Annotated in this window: 28 protein-coding genes and 2 pseudogenes; 27 read left to right on the forward strand and 3 right to left on the reverse strand. The window is 40.4% G+C overall.

The annotated features are described in order from the left end of the window. Positions 1–84 precede the first annotated feature (84 nt). The 8 genes and pseudogenes from ACJROX_RS09070 (at position 85) to ACJROX_RS09105 (ending at position 5,925) form a co-directional block, all read left to right on the forward strand. A complete protein-coding gene (locus ACJROX_RS09070; protein ID WP_408010431.1) occupies positions 85–1,560 on the forward strand; it encodes a sensor histidine kinase in 1,476 nt (491 codons plus the stop codon). Next, positions 1,538–2,224 (forward strand): response regulator transcription factor, encoded by a 687-nt coding sequence (locus ACJROX_RS09075; protein ID WP_408010432.1) that lies wholly within the window; start codon positions 1,538–1,540, stop codon positions 2,222–2,224. Before ACJROX_RS09070 ends, ACJROX_RS09075 begins: the two co-directional genes overlap by 23 nt. A 154-nt stretch (positions 2,225–2,378) precedes the next feature. Next, positions 2,379–2,780: a DUF6220 domain-containing protein gene (locus tag ACJROX_RS09080; protein WP_408010433.1), complete on the forward strand. Its 402-nt coding sequence runs from the start codon at positions 2,379–2,381 to the stop codon at positions 2,778–2,780. A gap of 192 nt (positions 2,781–2,972) precedes the next feature. Next, positions 2,973–3,470: a hypothetical protein gene (locus ACJROX_RS09085; RefSeq protein ID WP_408010434.1), complete on the forward strand. Its 498-nt coding sequence runs from the start codon at positions 2,973–2,975 to the stop codon at positions 3,468–3,470. 254 nt (positions 3,471–3,724) lie between these two features. Next, positions 3,725–4,069 carry a DUF4309 domain-containing protein gene (locus ACJROX_RS09090; protein ID WP_408010435.1) on the forward strand — a complete coding sequence of 115 codons (345 nt, stop codon included), beginning with the start codon at positions 3,725–3,727 and terminating at the stop codon, positions 4,067–4,069. A 17-nt stretch (positions 4,070–4,086) separates the two neighbouring features. Further along, a pseudogene (locus ACJROX_RS09095) lies at positions 4,087–4,677 on the forward strand (glycoside hydrolase family 3 N-terminal domain-containing protein). Positions 4,678–4,682: 5 nt separating this feature from the next. Then, positions 4,683–5,117 (forward strand): annotated as a pseudogene (locus tag ACJROX_RS09100) (glycoside hydrolase family 3 N-terminal domain-containing protein); the annotation flags it as partial. Between the two features lie 52 nt (positions 5,118–5,169). Beyond that, entirely contained in the window at positions 5,170–5,925 is a 756-nt protein-coding gene (locus ACJROX_RS09105) for a hypothetical protein (RefSeq protein WP_408010437.1), read from the forward strand. A 287-nt stretch (positions 5,926–6,212) separates the two neighbouring features. On the opposite strand, the gene ACJROX_RS09110 is transcribed toward ACJROX_RS09105, so the two are convergent. Continuing rightward, the gene (locus ACJROX_RS09110) at positions 6,213–6,677 is read right to left on the reverse strand and encodes a DUF1259 domain-containing protein (RefSeq protein WP_408010438.1); all 465 of its coding nucleotides are present in this window, start codon (positions 6,675–6,677) and stop codon (positions 6,213–6,215) included. A 538-nt stretch (positions 6,678–7,215) separates the two neighbouring features. Between ACJROX_RS09110 and ACJROX_RS09115 the strand changes: the two genes are divergently transcribed. The 11 genes from ACJROX_RS09115 (at position 7,216) to katA (ending at position 15,250) form a co-directional block, all read left to right on the forward strand. Continuing rightward, positions 7,216–7,626: a FixH family protein gene (locus ACJROX_RS09115; protein ID WP_408010439.1), complete on the forward strand. Its 411-nt coding sequence runs from the start codon at positions 7,216–7,218 to the stop codon at positions 7,624–7,626. A gap of 17 nt (positions 7,627–7,643) precedes the next feature. After that, positions 7,644–8,234, forward strand: a complete 591-nt coding sequence (locus tag ACJROX_RS09120; RefSeq protein ID WP_408010440.1) for an SCO family protein — start codon at positions 7,644–7,646, stop codon at positions 8,232–8,234. 21 nt (positions 8,235–8,255) lie between these two features. Beyond that, positions 8,256–8,990: a GNAT family N-acetyltransferase gene (locus ACJROX_RS09125; RefSeq protein WP_408010441.1), complete on the forward strand. Its 735-nt coding sequence runs from the start codon at positions 8,256–8,258 to the stop codon at positions 8,988–8,990. Positions 8,991–9,069: 79 nt separating this feature from the next. Next, positions 9,070–9,357, forward strand: coding sequence for a hypothetical protein (locus tag ACJROX_RS09130; RefSeq protein ID WP_408010442.1), 288 nt, complete (start codon positions 9,070–9,072; stop codon positions 9,355–9,357). A 138-nt stretch (positions 9,358–9,495) separates the two neighbouring features. Further along, entirely contained in the window at positions 9,496–10,041 is a 546-nt protein-coding gene (locus tag ACJROX_RS09135; RefSeq protein WP_408010443.1) for a GNAT family N-acetyltransferase, read from the forward strand. Between the two features lie 31 nt (positions 10,042–10,072). Continuing rightward, a complete protein-coding gene (locus tag ACJROX_RS09140; RefSeq protein WP_408010444.1) occupies positions 10,073–10,354 on the forward strand; it encodes a YppG family protein in 282 nt (93 codons plus the stop codon). 244 nt (positions 10,355–10,598) lie between these two features. Beyond that, complete coding sequence (locus ACJROX_RS09145) at positions 10,599–10,949, forward strand: DUF1206 domain-containing protein (protein WP_408010446.1); 351 nt, start codon at positions 10,599–10,601, stop codon at positions 10,947–10,949. A 25-nt stretch (positions 10,950–10,974) separates the two neighbouring features. Next, positions 10,975–11,145, forward strand: coding sequence for a DUF1206 domain-containing protein (locus ACJROX_RS09150; protein WP_408010447.1), 171 nt, complete (start codon positions 10,975–10,977; stop codon positions 11,143–11,145). A gap of 235 nt (positions 11,146–11,380) precedes the next feature. Next, positions 11,381–12,475: an RNA-guided endonuclease InsQ/TnpB family protein gene (locus ACJROX_RS09155; RefSeq protein WP_408011615.1), complete on the forward strand. Its 1,095-nt coding sequence runs from the start codon at positions 11,381–11,383 to the stop codon at positions 12,473–12,475. 97 nt (positions 12,476–12,572) lie between these two features. Next, positions 12,573–13,385, forward strand: coding sequence for an alpha/beta hydrolase (locus ACJROX_RS09160; protein ID WP_408011616.1), 813 nt, complete (start codon positions 12,573–12,575; stop codon positions 13,383–13,385). Positions 13,386–13,789: 404 nt separating this feature from the next. Further along, entirely contained in the window at positions 13,790–15,250 is a 1,461-nt protein-coding gene (katA, locus tag ACJROX_RS09165; protein WP_408010448.1) for a catalase KatA, read from the forward strand. A 133-nt stretch (positions 15,251–15,383) separates the two neighbouring features. Here katA and ACJROX_RS09170 read toward each other — a convergent pair whose 3' ends face one another. After that, positions 15,384–17,729, reverse strand: a complete 2,346-nt coding sequence (locus tag ACJROX_RS09170; protein ID WP_408010449.1) for an alkaline phosphatase D family protein — start codon at positions 17,727–17,729, stop codon at positions 15,384–15,386. A 245-nt stretch (positions 17,730–17,974) separates the two neighbouring features. Next, entirely contained in the window at positions 17,975–19,468 is a 1,494-nt protein-coding gene (locus ACJROX_RS09175; RefSeq protein ID WP_408010450.1) for a M1 family metallopeptidase, read from the reverse strand. A 157-nt stretch (positions 19,469–19,625) separates the two neighbouring features. Between ACJROX_RS09175 and ACJROX_RS09180 the strand changes: the two genes are divergently transcribed. The 8 genes from ACJROX_RS09180 (at position 19,626) to ACJROX_RS09215 (ending at position 24,865) form a co-directional block, all read left to right on the forward strand. Then, positions 19,626–20,219, forward strand: a complete 594-nt coding sequence (locus tag ACJROX_RS09180) for a DedA family protein (RefSeq protein WP_408010451.1) — start codon at positions 19,626–19,628, stop codon at positions 20,217–20,219. A 170-nt stretch (positions 20,220–20,389) separates the two neighbouring features. Then, positions 20,390–20,818 carry a GNAT family N-acetyltransferase gene (locus tag ACJROX_RS09185; RefSeq protein ID WP_408010452.1) on the forward strand — a complete coding sequence of 143 codons (429 nt, stop codon included), beginning with the start codon at positions 20,390–20,392 and terminating at the stop codon, positions 20,816–20,818. Positions 20,819–21,010: 192 nt separating this feature from the next. Then, a complete protein-coding gene (locus tag ACJROX_RS09190; RefSeq protein WP_408011617.1) occupies positions 21,011–21,712 on the forward strand; it encodes a class I SAM-dependent methyltransferase in 702 nt (233 codons plus the stop codon). 12 nt (positions 21,713–21,724) lie between these two features. After that, positions 21,725–22,222, forward strand: a complete 498-nt coding sequence (locus ACJROX_RS09195; protein ID WP_408010453.1) for an N-acetyltransferase family protein — start codon at positions 21,725–21,727, stop codon at positions 22,220–22,222. Further along, positions 22,219–22,665, forward strand: a complete 447-nt coding sequence (locus ACJROX_RS09200) for a hypothetical protein (RefSeq protein WP_408010454.1) — start codon at positions 22,219–22,221, stop codon at positions 22,663–22,665. The genes ACJROX_RS09195 and ACJROX_RS09200 overlap by 4 nt, the downstream gene beginning before the upstream one ends. A 467-nt stretch (positions 22,666–23,132) precedes the next feature. Then, complete coding sequence (locus tag ACJROX_RS09205) at positions 23,133–23,459, forward strand: hypothetical protein (protein WP_408010455.1); 327 nt, start codon at positions 23,133–23,135, stop codon at positions 23,457–23,459. Between the two features lie 2 nt (positions 23,460–23,461). Further along, the gene (locus ACJROX_RS09210) at positions 23,462–23,665 is read left to right on the forward strand and encodes a hypothetical protein (protein WP_408010456.1); all 204 of its coding nucleotides are present in this window, start codon (positions 23,462–23,464) and stop codon (positions 23,663–23,665) included. 66 nt (positions 23,666–23,731) lie between these two features. Continuing rightward, positions 23,732–24,865, forward strand: a complete 1,134-nt coding sequence (locus ACJROX_RS09215; protein WP_408010457.1) for an aminopeptidase — start codon at positions 23,732–23,734, stop codon at positions 24,863–24,865. The last annotated feature ends 32 nt before the right edge of the window (positions 24,866–24,897 follow it).

Below are 24,897 nucleotides of genomic sequence, written 5' to 3' on the forward strand. Positions count from 1 at the left end.
TTATGAAGCGGTGTTTCTGTATGATGCAACCTTCAGTTGGTTAGGATATGATTGGTTTAGAATGGATGGAAGGTTGGTGAGTGCATGTCGATTCGGAAAAAACTGATATTGTCGAATATAGCAATGATCGTCATCCCTGTGATTCTATTTATATTAGCTGTTTTTTTAGTTATATCGCTTCTATTTGGGGGCCTTAACGATTTTTGGTCTCTGATGAACGATGAAGATAGCACTGAAACGACTACAATCGATCGTGAATTTTCTGAGCTGAAGAGACTGGCTTCCCTATATCCTGATCAGTTGCAGGATCAACAACAACTTGCTGAATTGGAGCAGAAATTGGCTAAACACCATACCTCCTTGATTGTAAGACGGGGGAATGAGATCCTATTCCGTCCTTCTGAGCTTGGAACTATTTCGATCAATGACCTGCCTGCTTTCGGAAATGACAGCTTCCAGCGTCCAGTTCATTGGATCGGCGGTGGACATTATCGACTTCGGTTTTACGACTTTTACTTTGAAAATGGTACAGAAGGGACGATTTTCCTTCTCCAAGATCCTGGAGGGAACTTCGGTAGAGGGGTTTTCCCTTTGATGTTCGGAATTCTTCTCCTGATTCTGATCACAACCAACGGGTTGCTCACTTATTTGGTGTCAAGAAGCATCATCAAACCGGTCAACGAATTAATCGAAGCCTCCAATCGGATCAGTGAAGGGGATCTGGATTTCGAAATTGTCAACAAGAAAAAAGATGAATTGGGAGAACTTTCCCGGACGTTCGATCATATGCGGGAAAAATTGAAGGAGTCGATCCGCCTGCAATTGAAATATGAAGAAAACCGGAAAGAACTGGTAGCGAATATCTCCCATGATCTGAAAACTCCGATGACTTCCATCAAAGGCTATATAGAAGGAATTCAGGAGGGTGTAGCCAATACACCTGAAAAAATGGATCGTTATCTAAAAACGATTTATTCAAAAGCAAATGATATGGACCACCTGATTGACGAACTATCGTATTATTCCAAACTGGATTTGAACCGGTTGCCCTATGATCTCGTAGAATTGGATATTCGCTTGTTTTTGCTGGACTTGAAGGAGGAGCTCGCGTTCGATCTGGAGCAGGATGGTGTGGACCTCTCCTTCCAAGCAGACGATGACCAACCTTATCATGTTCTCGCAGATCGGGAAAAAATCAAACGGGTGGTTACGAACATCATCCATAATAGTTTGAAGTATATGGATAAACCCGACAAGTTCATCACGATCCGCTTGGAGGAAAAACAAACGCAGGTTATGGTACAGATTATCGATAATGGTTCAGGAATCGCGGATAATGCCCTGCCTTTCATTTTCGATCGTTTTTACCGGGCAGAGCCTTCCCGGAATACGCGTTCTGGAGGAAGTGGTCTAGGTCTCGCGATAGTGAAGCGGATCATCGAGGATCATAACGGGGAAATATGGGCTGAAAGCAAAGTTGGAGAAGGCACACGTATCCGTTTCACCTTGCCGAAAGTGATGGGAAAGGAGGGAGGAAATGAACAAATTGTTGATCATTGAAGATGATGAGAGTATTGCGGAACTGGAACGGGACTATTTGGAAATCAATGGTTTCGATGTAGATATTGAAACGACTGGTGATCGTGGGCTGACAAAGGCGATCAATGAGGACTACGCACTTATTCTACTTGACGTCATGCTGCCCGGGAAAGATGGCTTCGAACTGTGTAAAACGATACGCGCATCGAAAGACATTCCTATTTTGCTTGTAACCGCAAAGAAAGAAGATATTGATAAAATCCGTGGCCTGGGTTTGGGAGCAGATGACTATATTGTAAAACCGTTCAGTCCCGGTGAACTCGTGGCAAGGGTAAAAGCGCACCTGGCAAGGTATGAACGTTTTTTGGGAAAGGATCGAAATAATGAGGAACTTCGTATCCGAGGCCTAACGATTGAAAAAAATACGCGCCGAGTTTGGATGAACGGAAAAGAAACCTCTCTTACGACCAAAGAGTTTGATCTGCTGTTATTTTTAGCCAACCACCCGAATCATGTATTCAGTAAAGATCATCTCTTTGACAGGATCTGGGGCATGGATTCACTAGGAGACATCAGTACAGTAACCGTCCATATACGGAAGTTACGTGAAAAAATTGAAGCCGATCCTTCCAGCCCTCAATACATCGAAACAGTTTGGGGAGCAGGATACCGCTTCAAAGCATAAAGAAACTTTGGGTTATACCACAAGCACTCTTGGTGCTTGTGGTTTTTTTCTTAAGGTTTTTTCTTAAGGTTTATTTAATAAATGGTTTAGAAGATTTTTAGGAATGTACCTTATCCTTTTAAAAAGAAATCAATTTTGTAAAGGATGGGTTGCAATGGGTTCTTTAAAGATTCCACCAATGGTTCGCCGGACTGTCAGATTCATTTATGCTTTATCAGCTATTGTTTTGGTGATTTGTATCGTGCTTCAAGTCTTTATTGCTGGCTCTGCTTTATTTGCAAACACGGGCAATTGGAAAATCCACGCCGATTTCGTCAGTTATTTTGAATTCATCCCTCTTGGAATGTTCCTGCTTTCATTCATCGGAAAAATTACCGGGAAACGGAGATGGATAAGCCTTGGGATGTATCTATTGATTGTGATTCAATACATGACCATCCATGTATTCTCGGATATGGGAAGCATAATCGCTCTGCACCCGGTTGTTGCTCTCCTCTTATTTTGGGGAGGAATACATCTGGTCAAGAACTCCTATCATTGGTTGAGTGTTGAATAACCTCGGGTTGGCGGGGTGGATTTTATGGGTCTATTATGGTTGATTCTGTTGACTCTTTTCAGTTGTAAAGTGGTCATAGTTTTGAATACAGAGAGACAATTTAAGAAAGTGATCATCATTACCTATTCCCTCGTTTGTTTTTTTGTATTAGTTTTTGTATTCTCCACGATAGCTTAGGGAGGTTAGATCATCGTGAAGAAAATAAATTTGAAGTCAAAAAGGATATTACTTACCTTTCATCTATTATTCTCTGGTATCATGTTAGGTTCGACAGTTGTTTTCCTGATTTTAAACATTGCAGCCGCAGCTTCAAATGATCATCAGGTATTGATGACTTCCTATAGGACTATGAACTTATTAAGCAAGACATCGATCAGGGCGTCCACTATCGGTACAGTTGTTACTGGAATTTTATTATCAGTCTTAACCCAATGGGGATTCCTTCGCTATTATTGGATCATTGCAAAAGAAGTGTTGACCATCTTTTGTATCGGGATTGGTATGGTCGGCATTTATATATGGTCATTGAATGGGTTGACGATGGTCGAATCTGAGGCTACTCAGGTTCCGGAATTCATCGTCAACCAAACTTCCCTATTTGTTGGGATCGTCCTGCAAATCATTTTCCTGCTCACAATGTTTTTCCTATCCGTCTTCAAACCATGGGGGAAGAGGGGGATTCGGCATTAAAGATGTAACATTTCGGAATTTATGCCTTTACTTATTCCTCTACATCGATAAAGTACTGACTTTTACGGTAATGCAAACTAACCTTAGGTGTTCTAAGGTTTTTTTCAATAATAAGGATATTGGGTGTAACGTTTTCAAATTATGGATCGTCTAACTAAATGCTCTCATTCAACATAGGCTGATTAGGGGGGGGAAGGATTTTTTGGAAAGGGATTTTTCTTCTTGGGTTGATCTTCATTGGAGGCGTAATATTTTTGATATCACCGGATGATAAACAGGATCCATCCGACGATCGATCTGACTATCATAAAACATCAGGTACCGAGCTTTTACAGGAAATTATTTCGAATGCAAAGGAAGGTAAAGTGACGAACAGTGATATCAAAGCTGGAGAAACACATGTAAATGTAGTGGAGGATAAATTTGGATCTCCGGATGAACAAGAAACGATCACTCAAGGAACATATTTGGCGTACCCTAATCAAAATTTATCTTTTGGTTACGGAACCGAGGGAATCATTTTCGACGTCAGATCATATCTCCCAGAGTTACAACAGATAAAATACGACACCACCGTTGAAAATGAACCAAACCGGTAGATGAACTTTTACATGAGATGACGCTGGATGAAAAAATCGGCCAGATGATAGTAGCTGGATTCACAGGCACGAGTTATAATGGCGAAATCAAAGATCTTGTGCAACATTACAAGATTGGAGGATTCATATTTTACCAGGAAAACATGACGACTCCTCAACAAACGGTAGAATTGCTAAACACCATTAAAGAATTGAATGTTCTTAATCCAATACCTGTATTGTTAGTTATCGACCAAGAGGGAGGAAGGATTTCCCGCTTGCCAGGGAATTTGGAAAATATACCGACAGGCAAAGAAATTGGAGAACAGGATATCCTGAACTTTCATATGAAATCGGTAAAATTTTAGCCGATGAGGTTAAGTCCTTCGGCTTCAATGTAAACTTTGCACCCGTATTGGATATAAACAGCAATCCGGATAATCCAATCATCGGAGATCGATCTTTTGGCGCTGAACCATCGATTGTAAGCAGGTTCGGGATCCAAACGATGATAGGGATTCAATCAGAAAACTGTGATCAAGCATTTTCCTGGGCATGGAGACACTGATGTAGATTCGCATTTAGAACTTCCCATAGTCGATAAAAGCATGGATGATCATTTGAACTAAAACATTTTTTTGATGCTATCCAAGAAGATGCCGATGTTGTGATGGTGGGCCATATATTGTTACCGCAACTTGATCCCCAATACCCATCATCTTTATCTGAAGAGATCGTCACAAACATTCTTAGGGATGGTCTCAAATTTGATGGTGTGATCATGACAGATGATATGACGATGGACGCCATCGAGACTGGGTTTAACCTGCCGGATGCATCCCAAGCTGGAAATGACATCATCATGGTCGCACATGATTACGACAAAGTCGTGGCTGTTCATGAAGCAATCGAAACTGCGGTCAAAAATGGTGATATATCCGAAGAACGGATCGACCGCAGCGTAAAACGAATACTGAAAAGAAAATATGAACTTGACGACAAACCTATCCCATATGTAGATATCCAAAAACTTAATGAAAAGATAAACAATGTACTGAAGTCATTCTAATCCAAGGGCGAACGGTCAAAAATTATACATCTCATAATGGAGGAGCTAAAGAATGTTTAAAGGTTATGGAGCTAAAATCCTTGACGGAGTGCCAAATTATTTTGTGATAGAGGATATCGGGCAGGTATCCTCCATTCACCACTTTGAAAAACTTCTACAGGACATAGACGAATATGTCAAAATGAAGGATATCCAATCAGTAAAAATCGTTTTAAACGAAAAAGAAGCATCGAACAATGATTATCTTCATTTACTGTGTGATTACGACTTTTTGAAACAAGACATACAATTTTTTTACAAACGAGACCTGGATTCTTTAAAGACAACCGAACAGGAAACATCTATTGAAATAAAATCCATAGGACAAACAACCACTGATTTATTTAAGAAGATGTGGCAAGAAGTCGTAATGGGATCCCTGAACGCTCCTTCGTCACTTTCAATTGAAATGGAGTTTGAAGGAATGAAAACTGAACTGGGTTCTGATTATATGAAAAATTGTTTAATCGCTTATCATGATAATGATCCGATCGGGATCACAATACCACACATCGAACCAGGTACCATTGAGGAGGGCAGACTATTTTATTTTGGATTAATTCCTGAATATCGAGGTAATAATTGGGGGATAACACTCCACAAACGTTCCTTACAATATCTCAAAAGTATAGGAGCCACGTATTACATCGGAGCAACAGGGCATAGAAATATACCTATGAAGCGTATCTTTCAAGTGAACGGTTGTAGAATGTTTGAAAAGAAAACCATCTATAGATTGAAAAGACCACATACTATTAAAACGTCATGAATATATCCTTATGTAGTTTCTTACTTCTTATTCTCTCAAGCTTCATGGAAGTTTATCATTCCAAAAAGATAATAACATAGTGTTCTTTGGGGGCTCTTATGGAATTATACGTTCCGAAATAATAAAAAGGAAAGCGTATTTATATGATCATTGAGTACGCCATTCCTTTTTATTTTTCAATAGTAAGAAAATACCTTTACACATGTTTCAGATACTTCTCGTATTTGCCTAAGGTATCTTTTTCGGTTTTTTTGAAATATGGGCATATGCATCTATTAACATAACGTTTACCAGAACCAATCATCTAAAACATTATTACGTTTGTGTGTTTTCTTACGGCTGCTGTTATTTTCTAAAACTCTAAATGCTTCTCTGACCTTTCTTGCAAATTGTAGTGGTGGTTCAACTGATTCGAAATGCATATACATTGCTCTAGGTTCTTCAAACAACCAATGGTTATGAATTGCAGTGACGATGATATCTCTTTCCCGAAGCTCTGTTAAGAGGGGGTTAACTTCTTTCTGTAAAAGAACGGTTTCTCCTAAGTTCAATGCGTTCCCTCTTCTATCTAAGCCTTCAAAAGTAAAGAATTGAGGAACGACTAGTGGGGATTGAGTGGGGCGCCCAAGAATTGTAAATCGAAGGTTACGGAATTTTTGTACAAGACAAACATCATTTTCATCTAAACTTCCTTCCCCTCCAAGAATCCTAGCAAATTCCTGGCATAGTCTTTCAAGTCCTTCTTGATTCATAATGTAGCCTCCCTTCAAAAGGATAAAAAATTATATTGTTAAACCTTTAGTATCATATATATGAGTTTTTCTATCATTTGAAATGGACAAACATATAAATCTATTAAAAAAATAAATAGTGAAAGAAGCTGATTATACTGTTTTACAATAGAATTTTGTCTTGAGCAGTATAAATCAATGGAATGTACAATCATAGAAATAGGAATCGAAAATAGACATGGTGGATGAATTACTAGTAGAAAAACTCTCTATTCAAGAGTAATCTTCCACTAACTATCCAATTCTATGGAGTACGTTTCATGCAGTTAATAGTCTTGTATTTTCAAGAAAAGCTCTGCAGTTCTGGTGTGGTAAGGAGAAACCTCTTTTGTCTTTCTGCTCAAAATTACTAACATGATCAACATGAATCTATGATTGGGGTTCCGTGTCTTCAAAAAACCTTCACACATGTCATAACGTCCAGAGTTTAGAATGGAAGTGAAGTCGTTAACAATGGAGATAACCTTTTAAAAATGAAGCAAGGAAAGGGATAGGACTTATGAATAAATTGAAATGGTTGGTTCTTTTAATGGTATTGATTCTTACTGTAACAGCTTGTAGTGATCAGGAGGAGCATTCGGATCATGCAGAAAAAAAAGACATTTCAGTTGAAGCTTTGAAAGTCGATCTGCAAGGGCCAGATACCCTTCGCAAAGATGAAGTAGGTCATTTTGAGGCTATCGTTACGCAAGGTAATGAAAAAGTAGATGACGCGGATGAAGTCGAGTTTGAAATATGGAAAGACGGTTCAAAAAAAGAAAGTACCCTGATGGAAGCGCAGAATGAGGGAGACGGCGTCTATTCGGTTGAACATACATTTGAAGAAGAGGGGGAGTATATCATCCAGTCCCATGTAACAGCGCGGGACATGCATACGATGCCGACTAAAAAAGTGATTGTAAGCAATTAGGGAAGGAGTGGGTCTAAATGAAAAAAATAAGTTTAGTGATCGCAATCATTTCCTTTGTCATTTTGACGGCTTGCGGAGAAGAAAAGCTGGACAAACCGGATGATTTCGACTTCGAGGTCCAATCATTCAACTATACGGATCAGGACGGTAAAACCGTCAGTCTGGAAGATTTAAAAGGTAAAGTGTGGATTGCTGATTTTATCTTCACGAGCTGCAAGACAGTCTGCCCGCCGATGACGAATAGTATGGCAAGTCTTCAAAAGAATATTGAAAAAGCAGGACTTGAAGACGTAGAGATCGTTTCCTTCAGTGTGGACCCTGAAGTTGATACCCCTGAAAAGTTGAAGCAATTCGGTAAAAAACATCACGCTGATTTTTCCAATTGGCATTTCCTCACGGGGTATGGACAAGGAGAAATCGAAGCGTTTGCCGAAGAAAGCTTTAAAGCCGCTGTCCAAAAAACATCAGCTTCAGATCAAGTATCACATGGTACCTCCTTTTATCTTGTCGACCAAAGCGGTACTGTTGTAACACGATATAGCGGGACCGATCGTTCAGATGAGGACGACCAGAAAGTGATCCAGGATATCAAAGCACTTCAACAATAAGACCATAAGGGGGAGTTCGGGTTGTACAAAATCAGGGGAGAAGTAGTTGAAGACATCCAAAAGATTAAAGAAGTGAATGACCAGGCTTTCGGACAGGAAAATGAAACCCGATTGATCGAAGCGATCCGGAAATCCGATTCGTTCATTCCAGAGCTGTCCTTAGTAGCGAAAACCGGTGATGGAGATGTGATCGGGCATATCTTGTTCAGCCTGATTTCTATTGAAACAAAGGATGGAGAAGAATCAGTACTCGCGCTGGCTCCTATGGCAGTAAAACCAGACTGTCAAAACAAAGGTGTGGGATCTGCTCTGGTACGGGTAGGGCTTGAACGATGTGAAGCGGCAGGTTATCGTTCGGTCGTTGTGCTTGGACACCCAGAGTTTTATCCAAGGTTCGGTTTTGTACGTGCCAGTACAAAAGGAATCCGTCCACCGTTTGAAGTTCCGGATGCGGCATTCATGGTGAATGAATTGGTACCAGGTTCACTTGAAGGAACTAAAGGCACTGTACAGTACCCAGAAGCTTTTTCAGCGGCGAGTGATGACTCAGCCGCTTTTTTCCGATTTATGATAAGGAAAGATAAGAAGGAAAACGTTAATCTAACATTAATGAAACATGGAGCAAAAAATAGTTCCTCTACATACCTACCTAAAAATAATAAATCTATCATTTCATTACGTACAATAATTGTGTGTTTAACTACTACGTCTCCCCAATCAATATATATTCAAAATCATAGTATGAAAAAGAGATAGTATTTACAAGGATAAATTGTGCTTTTTTTGAAAATTTATCATTCTATTTCATGATTTTGAAAATAAGGAGGGAAATTAAATGTCAGTAGAACATTATTATCATCTCTGTAAATGTCATATAGGTGAAGCAGTTGAAATCAAATGCCATGACGGGGAGGTGTACCACGGATATATTGATCATGTTGATGCCGATAATGTATACCTTGAATCTTTAGATCATGGATGTGGACAAGATGATTCCTGTGACCACGGGTTATTCTTTTTCGGTCCTTCATTTGCAGGAGGTTTTGCAGGTGGGTTCCTAGGAGGATTAGTTGGGGTTGGACTAGGTAGGATTGCATTTTTCAGACCGTTCGGTATTTGGTAATAACACTATTCATATCTATATAATAAAAAAAGATAATCTCTATACAGAATAATCCCCATATATAGGTTGATATAAATCATACCTACTATAGCAGTTGTTTTATCTGTATAGATTTTATTCTGATTTGGAGTATTTTTCATGCAAGAAAATAGTTCTGTATTAACCACACGAAACTTTAATTTAAGAAACTTGGACATGTTGGATAAAGAAAACGTTTTTGCTTTATTCACCGATAAATGTGTTATGGAATTTAACGAAGGCAAGATACTGAAAAATTTAAAGGAAGCGGAAAACTTTATCCGATATCAGAAAACCCAACCAACTTGTTTTAAGAATCTGAACTGGGCAGTGACCTTAAAAAAAACTCGAGAATTCATTGGTCTAGCAGGGTTTCGGAATTGGGATCAATCGTCTTTTCAGGCTGAAATTGGCGCAGCTTTTTTTAGTAGATATATGAACAAAGGGTACGGTTCTGAGTTAATAGATAGTCTTGTAGCTTTTGGTTTTAATAACATGGGACTAAACCGTATAATTGCGAGGATCCGCCCAGAGAATAAAGCTGCAATTCAAGTCGTCAATAATTATGATTTCCAACTGGAGGGTGTTCTCCGGCAATCACATTTTCAAAATGGGAATTTTAATGATGTATTACTGTATTCTTTACTAAGAGATGATATTGCTTAATCTGAGTATAACGGAAAAGGAGGCAAGGAAATTGAGCGAAAGAAACACAAATTATAAAGAAGAGGGATATAATCCATTTGACTACATGTTTGGCGAACCAGCTGATTATAATGAGGAACAACATGATCAACTCCAAAAGTATCCACAAAAAACTGGGACTTCAAATATATTGATAGATTATTTTAAGACCCAAGATGGTACCTTTGATATTGAGAAAATGATTACTACATTCGGACAAGTGAAGAATTCAATAGATACTATTCGCCCAAAAGTGGATACAATATTCTCATTATTTAAAGGATCCTCTAATTAAGGACCAGGGTAAACCTGTAAATAGGGCTGTCCTATATCCTGAATCCTGGATGGTCCTAGTTAACAGGGATATCTCCTTTCCGAGTGTACAAGCCAATTTGTAATCCCTCATTATCCTGATTGTCATTATGTTGACAGAAAATACATCGTTCGAATTAGTAATTGATAAAATTTTCCCATAAAGTTTTCTTTTGATTCCTGAAGGGTAGTTTGTAGAAAATGGAATAAGAAGGGAGCTTTTTAGGATGATGGACACAGTTCGAGCAAAAGTCAAAACAAGGGGAATAGATACAAGTAATGACGTGAAACCTTGGATCAAAGGATTTGCACGTTTTGGTTACTTTGCAAAAGGATCGGTGTACATATTAATCGGACTCCTTTCTATAATGGCAGCTGCTGATATTGGGGGAAGCACGTCTGATTCGAGTGGAGCTTTTTCTTCTGTTGCCAGTAAGCCGTTTGGCGAAGTATTGCTCTGGATTGTCGGCTTCGGGCTCATCGGATATGTCTGTTGGCGCCTTATCCAAACATTCATGGATCCCGAAAATAAAGGGACAGGTGCGAAGGAATTGCGTACGCCTCGGTTATCGTATTAGTGGCGTCATTTATGCAGGTCTTTCTTTGAAAGCATTCAAGTTCGCCATGCATGCCGGAAGCTCGGGAAGTTCACAACAGACCTGGACTGCAAAATTGATGAGTCAGCCCTTTGGGATCTGGATGATCGGCAATGTTGGTGCCATCATCATCGGATTTGGATTAAAACAGATGCACAAAGGATATAACGAAAAGTAGAAGTTCGATTCGTTAAAAATTAATCACGCCGATATCCAGTATATTCACGCCGTTTTAACAAATTCCGAAAGAATTCCCCTTCCTCAAGCCTGTGAAGGGCGTAGCCCAAGGATAGGGAGGGGATGAATTTCGGTAGGTTCAAACCGAAACACTTGTTCCCATCATCTCTTCTTGGTATAATTATCCACATAAACCATTGGAGGTGGTGACAATGTTGCTAAATCAATAATATGAAATCTATCCAACAGAAGAACAAAAAGAAATACTGGAACGTTGGTTACAATATTGTCGTCAAACCTATAATTCTGCTCTTTTAGATAAAGAACGGAAATATAAACAAAACAAAGAAAATTACAGTCGTTATGATATGCAAAACCAACAAACACTAGATAAAAAGATATATCCTTTTCTAAAAGAAGTACCTTCCCAGCCTTTACAGGAAGTCTTTGTGCGTCTACAAAAAGCGTTTGAAAGCTTCTTTCGTAAAGATGCAAAATATCCAAAACAGAAAAAGTATAAAGATTATAATAGTATGACTTTCCCTCAATTCGGTTTCAAACCAAATGGAATACATCGTTATGCTATGTCCTTTTCTGATAATGGTAAGATATACAATAAAAAGCTAGGTGAAATAGATATCTTGCTTCATAGACCATTAGGAGGAACAATTAAACAACTTATTATCAAACGTCAAGGAAAGAAATGGTATGCGATTTTTTGTGTCGAAAGACAAGCATTACCACCTTCTATTGATACGAATCGTGCAATAGGAATTGACGTTGGACTTAATAAGTATGCGGTCCTTTCTAATGGGTTAGAGATTAAAAACCCAAGATTTCTTCGTAAGAAAGAGAAACAACTAAAGAAGGCACAGCGTACTCTTTCTAAGAAGAAAAAAGGCTCTCTCAACTACATCAAACAAGTACAAAAGGTTCGTTCTTTACACGAGAAAGTCGCAAACCAGCGCAGAGATTTTCTTCACAAGCTAAGTTACAACCTGTCAAAAGATTATTCTGTTGTCGCTGTAGAAAATCTAAATATCTGCGGCATGGTCAGAAATAGAAAGTTATCTAAATCCATTTCGGATGCAGGTTGGGGAATGTTCCGAAACATGCTTTTGTATAAATGCGAAAAGCATGGAGGACTACTGAAAAAAGTGGAACCAAAATACACTTCTCAAGACTGTTCCTATTGTGGGAATCGTGTAAAGAAGTCACTTTCTATTCGAACTCATATTTGTACAAAATGCGGAACAGTGTTGGATAGAGACCAAAACGCAGCACGAAACATCCTACAAAAAGCATTAGAAGAATTACTTGTAACAAACTGAATCATACGAACTGTAGGGCAAGGTTGTGTCCGAACAGTATAATCTACGCCTGTGGAGATTATGTAAGACGTAGTGGGAAACCCCTCTACGCAACGGTCTGCGAAACAGGAAGCCCCTTCTTCAAACATCCCGAAAGGGTGTTAAGGAGGGGTCATTCACTCAAGAAAGGCTAATCAGGGTTTACTTGCCCCAATCCTATGAACATTCGGATCAACAATATCCTGTCGTTTATATGCATGATGGGAAAAATGTTTTTCGGGATGAAGATGCCGTGGGCGGCAAATCATTAGAGCTCGAACACTATCTCGACGAAAACGATATTGGACTGATAATAGTAGGGATCGATGCCCCGGATACATTTGAAGAGCGGGTCAATCAGTATTGCCCTTGGAAAAACGGAGAGTACTGTAAAACGTATTTTGGTGACGAAAAAGACATTGGCGGAAGAGGAAAAGAATATGTTGGGTTCATAGTTGACGAGCTTAAACCGCTGATTGATAAAAAATACAGGACGCTGGTTGACCATACTTCAATGGCTGGGATTTCCTTAGGAGGTCTAATATCCACGTATGCCGCCTGTCGTTATCCAATCATCTTTTCAAAAATAGCAGGCCTGTCATCTGGATTTTGGCGCAATCAGGAGGAAATGGAAACATTATTGAAAACCACAAACTTCTCTAAAAATGAAGGAATCTATCTGGATTGTGGTACAGCCGAAACAAAAGATGAGAAAATCAATGCAGGGTTCATGGATTCGAATTTGAGGGTCAATTATATCCTTGAAAATAAAGTGCCGAATATTATATTTAAAATTATTGAAGGAGGAGAGCATAACTACCTTTCCTTCCAAAAAAGAGTTCCTGATCTCGTCGGATTCCTACTTAATGGTTCGATAACAACGAAGACTTAATCTTAAAATATCCTATAAAAGAGAAATCTTCTAATCTGAACTGCATATATATCATTGAGACAAGTCAAGGGGGTTGATTTAAATATCAGCCTCATTTTTTAGATTTAAGCGCTGTAGAATTTTGTTGATTTTTAATAGCAAATATCTTTAAGTGAAATCCGCGACCTTCTACGGGATGAGCAGCCACGCGGTACCCCGCAACGGGGAACCAGACAATGAAGAAACAGAGATACATTTTAAAAAAGTATGAAAATCTATCTTCTATGTAAGAGTAAAAGGCTTGGTTTCACCGAGTTTCTTTATATCGTATATTACTTTATAATTATTATAAAAAAGTATTGATTTTTATTTGATAAGTGATATCATTGGTTTTGTACACTATTAATATATGAGGTGATGAAAGAATGGGTAAGAACAAGAATCATTTGACGACAAGCTGGGGTGCGCCGGTAGGGGACAACCAGAACTCGATCACTGCTGGTTCCCGTGGGCCGACGTTGATCCAGGATGTACACCTCCTTGAAAAATTAGCTCACTTCAACCGTGAACGTGTTCCAGAACGTGTCGTACACGCTAAAGGTGCAGGCGCGCATGGATATTTCGAAGTAACGAATGATGTGAGTAAATACACGAAAGCAGATTTCTTATCTGAAGTAGGGAAGAAGACACCACTATTCGTACGTTTTTCTACAGTTGCCGGCGAAAACGGTTCTGCAGATTCTGTACGTGATCCTCGTGGATTCGCGGTTAAATTTTACACAGAAGATGGAAACTATGATCTCGTGGGAAACAACACACCGGTCTTTTTCATACGGGATGCAATCAAGTTTCCGGATTTCATCCATACACAAAAGCGTCATCCAAAGACGCACTTGAAGAACCCGAACGCGGTTTGGGATTTCTGGTCATTGTCCCCAGAATCCTTACACCAGGTCACGATCTTGATGTCTGACCGTGGTATTCCGGCAACCTACCGTCACATGCACGGATTCGGTAGCCACACATTCAAATGGGTCAATACAGATGGAGACGGCGTTTGGGTGAAATATCACTTCAAGACACAGCAAGGCATCAAGAACCTGACAGAAGAAGTTGGTACGAAGATTGCCGGGGAAAATCCTGATTACCATACAGAAGATCTTTTCAATGCGATTGAGAATGGAGATTATCCAGAGTGGAAGCTCTATGTCCAGATCATGCCGCTTGAGGATGCGGATACGTACCGCTGGGATCCGTTCGACGTGACGAAGGTTTGGTCACAAAAGGATTATCCAATGATCGAAGTCGGAAAAATGGTATTGAACAAAAATCCTGAGAACTATTTTGCAGAGGTGGAACAAGCGACCTTCTCACCAGGGACACTCGTGCCAGGCATCGATGTTTCTCCTGATAAAATGCTTCAAGGGCGGTTGTTCGCTTACTCTGATGCACACCGTTACAGAGTTGGGGCAAATCACAATACGCTTCCGATCAACAGGCCGCGAAACGAAGTGAAAAACCATCAACGTGATGGTCAAATGCGTTTCGATGATAATGGCGGAGGTTCTGTCTATTATGAACCGAATAGCCAGGGTGGACCAAGTGAATCTCCTGAAAACAAACAGGCAGCATATCCTGTATCCGGTGTGGCTGAAAGTGTGCCATATGACCATGATGACCACTACACACAAGCAGGAGATCTTTACCGCTTGATGGATGGAGACGAACGCGAACGACTTGTTAAAAATATCGTCGGTGCGATGTCCGGTGTTGAATCAGATGACATCAAACTCAGACAAATTCAACATTTCTATAAGGCAGATCCAGAATACGGTGAAAGGGTCGCAAAAGGCCTTGGATTGTCTGTACCGCAAGAAGTGAAATAATGTAGATATGAAATGCCTGTTATAGAGTTTAATGTATGGTTAACATAAAAACACATGTGGTTTCAGAAACGAAACTACATGTGTTTATTGTTTTTCTAAATGGTTCTTCATTTAAAAATCAATTATATTCTTGTTATGGCATCATTACAAGAGCAACCAGACGCCACGCACCATCTCCAAGTTCACTGGTGAGTTCAAGGTCGAATTCTTTTCCTTCAGTCCCTCCGTCAAGATCAAAGCTAAGCCACTTGAATTCACTAGGTGCCAACTCACCACCTGTGTCGGCTAATAACGTATCATTTGAATGGATAATCGTATTTGGCGATCCATACACTGAATCACCCGTAAGGAAATAAACTTTATGAATTCCAGCTGGAACGGATAATCTAAAAGTGTTTTGTTCTTCCCGTGATGCGATCAGATCCCTCTGTAACGCATCTGGTGTACCTCTATCTCTGGAGAATGGTGCAGGTCCAACCCATCCATAACCCTTTGTGGTCTCCCATGTATCTTCAGGAGTCAATCTTTCGTAGGTAGAAAGGATTGGAGTCGACGAGCCCCCTCCGTCCAATGCAAGCAGAGCTTTGTCACCGGATGGCGCTGAGACCACTTGGACATCTCGCGGCGGGCCAAACACGGGTATATCACTGGACTCTGTCTTCACCTCAACCTTCAACCTTTCAGTTGCTGGTACTGAATCAGGGGGTGTTACGATCAAATCAACCGTAGAAGAGGATTTTGGTTCAAGGACCGTCTCTACGTTTTCACTCTTCCATCCTTTAGGAACTGGAATGTTTACATTTACTTTGACCTTATTTGTCGTACCATTGCTTAGAGTTATTGAAACAGGGTTTGATTGTCCAGCGAACATCGTACTTGCCTCAATGCCGGTGATATCAATTCCTCCAACTCGCTGAGCTCCGGGCTTTCCATTATTCACTATGAATGAAGCAAGAGTAACTGCAACAGCATCAGGATTATTTGCAGAAGACACGACTCGATAATCTGACTGCCATGATTGATGCGTCACTTTGAAGCGTACGTATCCACGGTAATCTCCATCAAAAAATTTAACATGGGGATTTACTAAACGTGCTGCTTCTATCTTATCCTTCCATCCACAACCAGAACTGATGGATGTCCCGACGAACTCGGTCCCCAATGTCGCCGATTTAGGGTTGTTGAAATCTTCCTTTAAATCATTTACCCAGCTTGAGTGCCAATCACCACTAACTACAATTGGATTAGACGGATTACGCTCCTTTATGAAATTGAAAAGGAAGTCTCGATCAGCGGTATATCCATCCCATTGGTCATGATTGACACTAATCCCTTCTCCTGTATCATAATCGTATTGAGCCATCATGGTTTGTTGGGCTATGATATTCCATTTTGCTTGTGAATGGGTCAGATTATTTATCAGCCATTTCTCTTGCTCAGAACCCATGATCGTTCGGTTGGGATTAGACGCTTCAGGATCAAGCGGCCCGGCTGGGAATCCACTTCCTACTTGATTATCTCGATATTGCCGAGTGTCTAAAACACTGAATTCTGCTAAATTGCCAAAGGTGAACTTACGATAAAGAAGCATATCGGGACCGTTCGGCTTTGATCTGCGTCTTAATGGCATGTGTTCATAATAGGCTTGAAAACCTGCAGCACGTACGGCAAGGAACCGCTCCCGTTCACCCTCTGGATAATTTGGTTCAGAAATATCATTAGACCAGTCATTATCTATTTCATGGTCATCAAATGTAACGATGAATGGAAATTTTGCATGTGCAGCTTGCAAATCTGGTGATGTTTTATATTTCGCATGAAGGAGTCGGTAATCAGTAAGTGTTTCTGTATCACCTTTTTCATATATGTAATCACCGAGATGGAGGACGAAATCAAGGTCCTCATCTATCATGTTGTTATAAGCGGCATACCGCCCACCTGCCCATGCCTGACAAGAGGCAATAGCAAACGATAGACTATCTACATTGGCATCATCCTTAGGGGCTGTCTTTGTTTTACCAACCGGACTGATCTCTTTACCCACTTTAAATCGATAATAGTACTCTGTCCCTGGTTTTAGTCCAAATACCTCTACATGAATAGAATGTCCAAGTTCAGGTCCTGTAACTTCAGATCCACTTTGAACAATATTATTAAAATTTTCATCTCCGGCTATTTCCCATCTAACTGGAACGTAATTTTTTCCCATTCCACCGTTCCCATCCTCAGCAAGTGGATTTGGGGCAAGTCTTGTCCATAACACAACACTGTCTGGAATCGGGTCACCTGAGGCAACACCAAGGTTAAATGGATTTTTTGTGAATGTTGGGGCTGCATCAACATCTTCAGGTTTTACTAAAATAGATGGAATAGAAAGGCTTGCCATGGTTGCCACAGCTAACTTGCCGGTAGTTTCAAGAAAACTTTTCCGATTCATTTTCTTAGATTTTAAATCATTAGACCATTTTTCGAAATCCAATGTAATCCTCTCCTCTTAAAAATAGATATAGCCTCCTTTGGCCGTTACTATTTTAAGAAAAGATTGTGAACTGCTTATTTAATTTCTATTAATGCGAGATGACATTTTCACAGAATACGCATCGTCTAAGTTTTAAGGATTTTTCTCGTAATTTATTACCGATATAATGATTTGTGGATATCGTAGCAAATTTGAATTTTATCGGTGCAAATTCAAATTATATCGTCAATTTCCAAATTCCAGCCTCATTTTACCTCCCCAAATTCAACTGGATTGTTGTTGAGCCACTGATTGAAGTAAGCTTCCGTTTCAGGACCGACAACTTTTCTGAAGGAATCGAGCAAATCATCCTTTGTTGCGAATTCGAATTCGTTTTTTTCGTAGTAATGGGAGAGCGCTTCATTCATTTTCTTGACCCCGATCTCCTCTTCAAGTTTGTAAAACATTTGCGGACCAACTCCGTAAACGAGTGCTGCATAAAGTTCATCATTCGGGAATCCAGATGTCGGCGTAGAAATCGATTGGCCATCTTTGGCAAGTTCGGGAAGTTGTTCTGTTATTTGAAGATACCGCCCAGCATGGTAAGAAGCCAAATCAGGATAATGCTCTGTTAAAAACTGCAGTGTCGAGTAGTTCGTCAAGCTTTCATCCAGCCAAGGTTCCTCGATAGGATGGTTCCCAACAACGGCATACCACCATTGATGGGCGATTTCATGAACGATGGTCGAGATAAAATAACTATCACCTGTATTGTAATGATTGCTGTTGACGACCGTCATACCAGGGTATTCCATACCTGTGAACGTTCTCGGTCCTGGTACCATATCAAATTCATCATAAGGATATTCTCCGAATGCCTGGTTGAAATGCTCAAAAGCCCCTTTTGCAGCTGAATGATAGATGCCAAAGTCTTCCTCAGAGTCAGGTGTGTACCAGCTTCTGATCGTGATCCCATCCACCTCTTCGCTTTTGAACTTATATTCAGGATTCATCACACACATTGCAAACTCCCGGACCTTTTCAGCATCGAATTCATACGTTTTCTTTGTTTCATATTCGATTGGTTCAGATTTCTCAATACCTGTGCTTGCAATGTGATATTCTTTCGGAACCGTGACATTGACAAAATAATCCGCCAGCTCATAGTACCCTGGGTCCCCGATCGGTTGAAATTCGTTCATGTACCAACGGTCTTCCTCGTACACTGCCCTTGTTGGAAGCCAATTTGCAAAAAAGATGTTGTCTTCTGTATAAGAGAAGGTTCCATCATTGAACGGAACAGTAATATCAAATTCCATCGTCAATTCAATTGTTTCGTTTTCTTCCCAATCGTCTAATGGAATCTCTAGCATCGTATCATTAACTTTATAATCGGTAACAGCGCCATCTACAGTGATCTTTGTAAAACCTAATCCGCCTGGTTCGGGATGAGGCCCCAGGAAATCACGCCAGGCATCACTAGTAAGTTTGTCGAGGTCACTGAATTTATTAGCGAGCAATTGGAAATAGATCTTATCTTGCTTCTTTCCTGTATCGTTTTTCGTAAATATTTTCATGTTCGCTTTTGCCGTTTTCTCGTCCGGATACACTTCTACATCCACTTCATAAGCCGTATTCACTTCTTCTAAGTCAGGCTTTGAATCAAAAGTGGGAAGATAATCCATCTTATCATGAAAGAAATACAGCACAACCCCTGAAAGAAGCAGGAAAGCACCGATGAACCATAGGATCGTTTTCATAAAGTCCCCCATTTTTTCTTATTTCTATAATATAGGTTTCAACAACTAACAAATATTACCTCTTTAAGCTCATCGCCAAATGTTTTAAATCAACTTAAAAAGTGGAAGAGAAGAATACTATGTTTCAACAAAATGTCCGATTTGAGAAGGTGATTATATGTTTGAGTTTGTCGTCGACCTTATAAAAGATTTTGGTATATGGGGATTGCTAGCGAGTTTGGCACTAGAAGCATCATCCATACCATTTCCAGGAGGACTCGTCACTCTGACGTTTGGATACTTCCTGAATTTATCGGTTTCGGAGGTGTTGGCCTATGCCTTGCTCGCAAGTGGTGTTTATACCTTGTTCAGTTTCATACCTTATGGAATCGGATATAAACTTGAAGATAAATTGAAAGAGAAAACGAATGCGCGAAAAATCGAGAAAGCTCAGCATTGGTTCAAAAAATGCGGGATATGGAGCATCGCATTCACCAGGCCGATCGGATTAGGTAATTATATCTCTTATGTTGCCGGCGTTAGTAAAGTGAAGCTTTGGAAGTTTGCGGTCCTCACTTTAATTGGAATCCTTCCATGGACTGTGGTGATGCTGTGGTTAGGGAGTACGGGCAATCTGAAATCAGTGAAAGGATTTCTTGATGAATTCCAGATGTATGTTTTCATTTTCGTTGGTATAGCGATCATCGGATTTTTAGTTTATCGCTATTATAAGAGGAAAACATGTCCGACAAGTGGCATAGCAAAAGAATAGATTTAATACCGTGCAAAGGTAAAACTTGTACGGTTTTCTTTTGCACTTAAAGAAACTATAAAATACTTTCTTTAGTATAAGTTCAACTATGACTCAGCCTACGCCTAAGGCTTGGCTTTGCCAAGTTTTCTTTAGGGATTTATGTTAAAATTTTACTGAGGTGAACCGTCATGTTAAAAATACAATTGATTAATCCTGAAGATACATACGAGTTGAGGCAGAAGATCTTACGTCCTGAAGAATGTAAGTATGAAGATGATTTTACAGATGAGGCATTCCATTTAGGGGCTTTTTCTGGCGAGAATTTGATCAGCATCGCTTCCTTTTATAAGGAAAACCATTCCCTGATTAAGGGCGGAAATCACTACCGGTTGAGAGGGATGGCAACATTAGAAGCGTTTCGGAACAAACAAGCTGGACGATCATTGATTGAGTTTGCAGAAAAAGAGTTGAGTAGACGCGATGCAGATGTTTGGTGGTGTAACGCCCGGACGACAGTGAGCGGATATTACGAAAAGATGGGCCTTCAAGCAATCGGTGAGGTATTCGATATCGAGCCGATCGGACCGCATAAGTTGATGTACAAGGTGTTGAGATGAGAAGGATGGCGAGTCCATCCTTTTCCTTTTTGAGTTTTAAAGTAATGCAATTGATCTCAATTTGGTACAATTCCGAAAAATTTTCCGTCTGCCCCTATTTGATTCTCTAAAAGATCAAATTCCGCTAGGATTATGGTGCGTTTTTACAGAATATAGAGGGTGTTAAGAAAAAGAGAGTGGAGTGACCAAATGATGAAAGAAACGATCAATTCGACTGAAGATATCATGAGAATGCTTGATTCGATGTTGAGAGATGAAGCACAATTTTGGGATTCCTTTTACGAAGATAGGGAGAAAGGGATTCCATTCTTTCTGGATGTACCGGATGAAAATTTGGTGGAGTATTTTGAAAAAGGCCTCCTCGAATCTGGGCGAGTTCTTGAGCTGGGGTGCGGGCCAGGACGTAATGCAATCTATTTTGCAGAGAATGGATGCCAGGTAGACGCGATCGATCTTTCTGAAACCGCCCTCCAGTGGGCTAAAGAGCGCGCTGTGAAAAAACAGGCAGAAATTTATTTTATAGAAGGCAGCCTCTACGATTTTGAAGTTGAAAAAGGGACATACGACATCATTTATGATTCCGGTTGCTTCCATCATGTCCCACCGCACCGCCGGATCAGTTTTCTTCAGCTTATCCGGAAAGCTCTGAAGCCTGGCGGTAAATTTGCGATCACTTGTTTTTCGGCAGGAGATATGGGTGCAGAGATTTCGGATTGGGAAGTCTACCGACAACAAAGTATGAAAGGCGGTCTCGGCTATACAGAAGAAAAGCTGAAAGAGGTTTTCCGGGATTTCGGTGTGCTTGATTTCCGTAAAATGAAGGATATCCAACAACCGGCCGATACATTCGGAGTACCGTTCCTATGGACAGGACTTTTTCAAAAGAACCAGTAGGGGAGAATAGCGATGAACATAAGATTGATAGAAGAAACAGATGCGGAAGTGTTTTTGATTTTGCAGCAACAATTGGATAGTGAAACGGAGTTCATGATGTTTGAACCTGGCGAGCGAGACATGGATTTGGAATACAGGAAAAAGAGTGTCAAACAGTATATCGAGGATCCGCGAACTGCGGTTTGGGTCATCGAAAAAGAAAATAGGCTTGTCGGATTTCTCGGTGCTTTCGGAAACAAACCGAGAAGGATCCAGAATAGAGTGTATCTTGTCATCGGGATCCTCCAAGAGGCCACTGGTCAAGGCTATGGAACGCAGCTTTTCGAAAAGCTCAACAGCTGGGCACGAGAAAATAATATCCATAGGCTCGAGCTTACTGTCATGGCCCATAACGAAGCAGGAATCGCATTGTATAAAAAAATGGGGTTTGAGGTGGAAGGGACGAAACGCGATTCGATGCTCGTGAATGGAAAATATGTTGATGAATTTTATATGGCAAAATTGTTGTGACAGAGAGGTGGGAAAACGTTGGAGGTCAATTACAAACTATGGACAGTATGCATGGTTCAGGATGGCGAAAAAATCCTATTGATCGACAGGCAAAAGGAAATTCAATTGATGAAGCGAAACAGCTACCGATGCGCTCCAATCCATTGACCGTATCGTACGTTATGGAATTACTGGATCAGGCGGATTTTGAGCAGATGATGCCCGGGGATACTTCCTATTTCACGCTTAGAAGTCATGACTCAAGCAGAACAATGTACGGGGTGAAAGAAAACGGAAAATTCGCTGTTGATGAAACCGGTGTTATTGAAATTACAAATGATCAATTACCTGTGTCGGGATATGTGACAAACGTCTGTGGTGCATCGGATGCCGATTCCAATTGTGACACCTATGCACATTACATTTTCGATGCTCGATTGAATGCTGATGAGATCAAAAATTAGGGGGAATCTATGAAACTAAAGTTACTATTAATTGCTGTCATATTTTTGGGCACGGGTATCTATAAAATGATTATGAACGGTCAGGGGATTCCTATGAGCCAGTAGAGGTTCCTGGTTCAAACTACTTTCTAGCTATCTACAATAAACCGAATCAAATTCTGGTCCTTGAGTTAAGAGACTGTGGGGAGGGGAGATCGCGTCGGTCGACTCTGGTATAAATCTGTATGAACACACTCGAAAAGGCAGTGATCATTTCTTTAATGACAAGCTCAAATATGGAACTGTCGAGATCCCAGAAGGAAAAGCGGCCGCTATAGATAGCAAACCGGTTTCCACACTTGCCCTTGGTGGATATTTTAAGGAAACGAAATTTCATGCTGATTATAAAGATCTCTATTTCTACTATTTAGATAAGCCGAAGGAAATCAAAGCAGGGGCATTTGAAACAAAGTGGAGGTTGAATGACGATGACACTGCTATTATTATGTGGATTGATTATTATATTCTTAGTCGTTATGAACCGATCGAAGCTTTACAGCATAATCCCTTTTGATTTTAAAATCATTGAATCAGTCAGTAAGAAAGAATGGTTCAGGAATCCCTGGCTGAGTGGATTAGCCCTGTTTTTCATCAACACTGTGTATTTTGGACTCACAGGTCTGATTCTATTTTTACTCATGTCATTGATGGTCCCGTTTTTACATTTGGTTATCATGCTGGCTGCGGTGGTCTCCAGCATTCTGACGTGGACGCGTTCAGTCAATCGTGGGAAAGGAAGAAATCCGATCGGCTGATTATGAGTCTAGTTGGAAGCAGCTTTTATGGATTGATGTGCCTATTCTTTTTATGGGGTTACCTGCATGTTGAACCAGCATACCCGGGTGAGGATACATTCATGAGGGCGATCAGCTGGATGCTTGGAGTCATCGTAGCTGGGACAGCGTTTTTGACATACTTGTCATTTACAAACTTTTCAACGAGAAAAGCTATGAAACTGTAAAGAAGGAATTAACTTCCAATCATCGAATTCAGTAGTAGGAAAATATAAAATAGAGGAGTTGATGGAATGAGAGATGAAAGGCTCGTCCGGTTAGCGAATACGTTGGTAAACCACTCACTTGAATTGAAAAAAGATCAAGCGGTCCTGATCACCGGCAGTATTGTGGCCAAACCACTGATGAAGGAAATTATCCGTGAAGTATACAAGGTAGGAGGTAAGCCATTTCTGGAGTTACAGGATGATGAATTAAGCGTAGAAATTGCAAAATCATCAAGCGAATCCTCCATTCAGATATCAAAAGGGTGGCTTGAAAAGAAAATTGAAGATGTCGATGCATTGATACATATACGCGCAGTGGATAATGATGCTGAAATGTCTGAGGTTCCGACGGATATCATGCAGCTCCACGGGAAAGTGATGAAACCGGTCCATGATGTTTTGACGAATCAGCGTAACTGGGTACTGCTCAATTATCCCACTTCTGCGGCTGCACAAAAAGCAAAAATGGGAACAGAACGCTTTGAGGATTATGTATTCGAAGTGTGCGGGATCGACTATGAGAAGCTTGCTGAAAGACAAAAAGCGCTTCAAGATCTTATGGAGCGTACAGAAAAAGTACGGATCGTGGCTCCAAACACTGATCTCACTTTTTCTATCAAGGAAATTTCAGTAGTTACAAGTCATGGGAAGCGCAACATCCCAGATGGGGAAATATTCACGGCACCAGTTAAGGACAGTGTTAATGGAACGATCACTTACAATACACCATGCCCATATCGTGGAGTGACTTTCAATAATGTGTCGCTGACTTTAAAGGATGGAAAAATAGTTGACGCATTCTCAGACAACACGGACAAGTTGAATGAAATTTTAGATTCTGATGAAGGCGCACGTTATATCGGGGAGTTTGCGATTGGACTGAATCCGTTGATCAACACCCCTGTTGGTAATATCCTTTTTGATGAGAAAATCAATGGCAGTATCCACTTTACGCCTGGATCAGCCTATGAATCTGCCGATAATGGAAATCGTTCGATGGTCCATTGGGATATGGTGCTGATTTTGAGAAAGGAATTCGGCGGCGGCGAACTGTACTTCGATGACCAGCTGGTTCAAAAGGACGGCTCGTTTGTATTAGACGAACTGAAACCGTTGAATCCGCAGCAGTTATTAGAAAAAGAAGAGAAGATACATATCTAAAGCTAAATCCGGCTGTTCCTGCATGATAGTGT

The sequence above is a fragment of the Pseudalkalibacillus sp. A8 genome (assembly GCF_045920555.1).
Lineage (GTDB): Bacteria > Bacillota > Bacilli > Bacillales > Fictibacillaceae > Pseudalkalibacillus.

Coding starts and splice junctions, on each gene's coding strand:
- ACJROX_RS09070 (WP_408010431.1), top strand. CDS start 85: ATGTCGATTCGGAAAAAACTGATATTGTCGAATATAGCAATGATCGTC.
- ACJROX_RS09075 (WP_408010432.1), top strand. CDS start 1,538: ATGAACAAATTGTTGATCATTGAAGATGATGAGAGTATTGCGGAACTG.
- ACJROX_RS09080 (WP_408010433.1), top strand. CDS start 2,379: ATGGGTTCTTTAAAGATTCCACCAATGGTTCGCCGGACTGTCAGATTC.
- ACJROX_RS09105 (WP_408010437.1), top strand. CDS start 5,170: ATGTTTAAAGGTTATGGAGCTAAAATCCTTGACGGAGTGCCAAATTAT.
- ACJROX_RS09110 (WP_408010438.1), bottom strand. CDS start 6,677: ATGAATCAAGAAGGACTTGAAAGACTATGCCAGGAATTTGCTAGGATT.
- ACJROX_RS09115 (WP_408010439.1), top strand. CDS start 7,216: ATGAATAAATTGAAATGGTTGGTTCTTTTAATGGTATTGATTCTTACT.
- ACJROX_RS09120 (WP_408010440.1), top strand. CDS start 7,644: ATGAAAAAAATAAGTTTAGTGATCGCAATCATTTCCTTTGTCATTTTG.
- ACJROX_RS09130 (WP_408010442.1), top strand. CDS start 9,070: ATGTCAGTAGAACATTATTATCATCTCTGTAAATGTCATATAGGTGAA.
- ACJROX_RS09135 (WP_408010443.1), top strand. CDS start 9,496: ATGCAAGAAAATAGTTCTGTATTAACCACACGAAACTTTAATTTAAGA.
- ACJROX_RS09145 (WP_408010446.1), top strand. CDS start 10,599: ATGATGGACACAGTTCGAGCAAAAGTCAAAACAAGGGGAATAGATACA.
- katA (WP_408010448.1), top strand. CDS start 13,790: ATGGGTAAGAACAAGAATCATTTGACGACAAGCTGGGGTGCGCCGGTA.
- ACJROX_RS09175 (WP_408010450.1), bottom strand. CDS start 19,468: ATGAAAACGATCCTATGGTTCATCGGTGCTTTCCTGCTTCTTTCAGGG.
- ACJROX_RS09180 (WP_408010451.1), top strand. CDS start 19,626: ATGTTTGAGTTTGTCGTCGACCTTATAAAAGATTTTGGTATATGGGGA.
- ACJROX_RS09185 (WP_408010452.1), top strand. CDS start 20,390: ATGTTAAAAATACAATTGATTAATCCTGAAGATACATACGAGTTGAGG.
- ACJROX_RS09190 (WP_408011617.1), top strand. CDS start 21,011: ATGAAAGAAACGATCAATTCGACTGAAGATATCATGAGAATGCTTGAT.
- ACJROX_RS09195 (WP_408010453.1), top strand. CDS start 21,725: ATGAACATAAGATTGATAGAAGAAACAGATGCGGAAGTGTTTTTGATT.
- ACJROX_RS09205 (WP_408010455.1), top strand. CDS start 23,133: ATGACACTGCTATTATTATGTGGATTGATTATTATATTCTTAGTCGTT.
- ACJROX_RS09210 (WP_408010456.1), top strand. CDS start 23,462: ATGAGTCTAGTTGGAAGCAGCTTTTATGGATTGATGTGCCTATTCTTT.
- ACJROX_RS09215 (WP_408010457.1), top strand. CDS start 23,732: ATGAGAGATGAAAGGCTCGTCCGGTTAGCGAATACGTTGGTAAACCAC.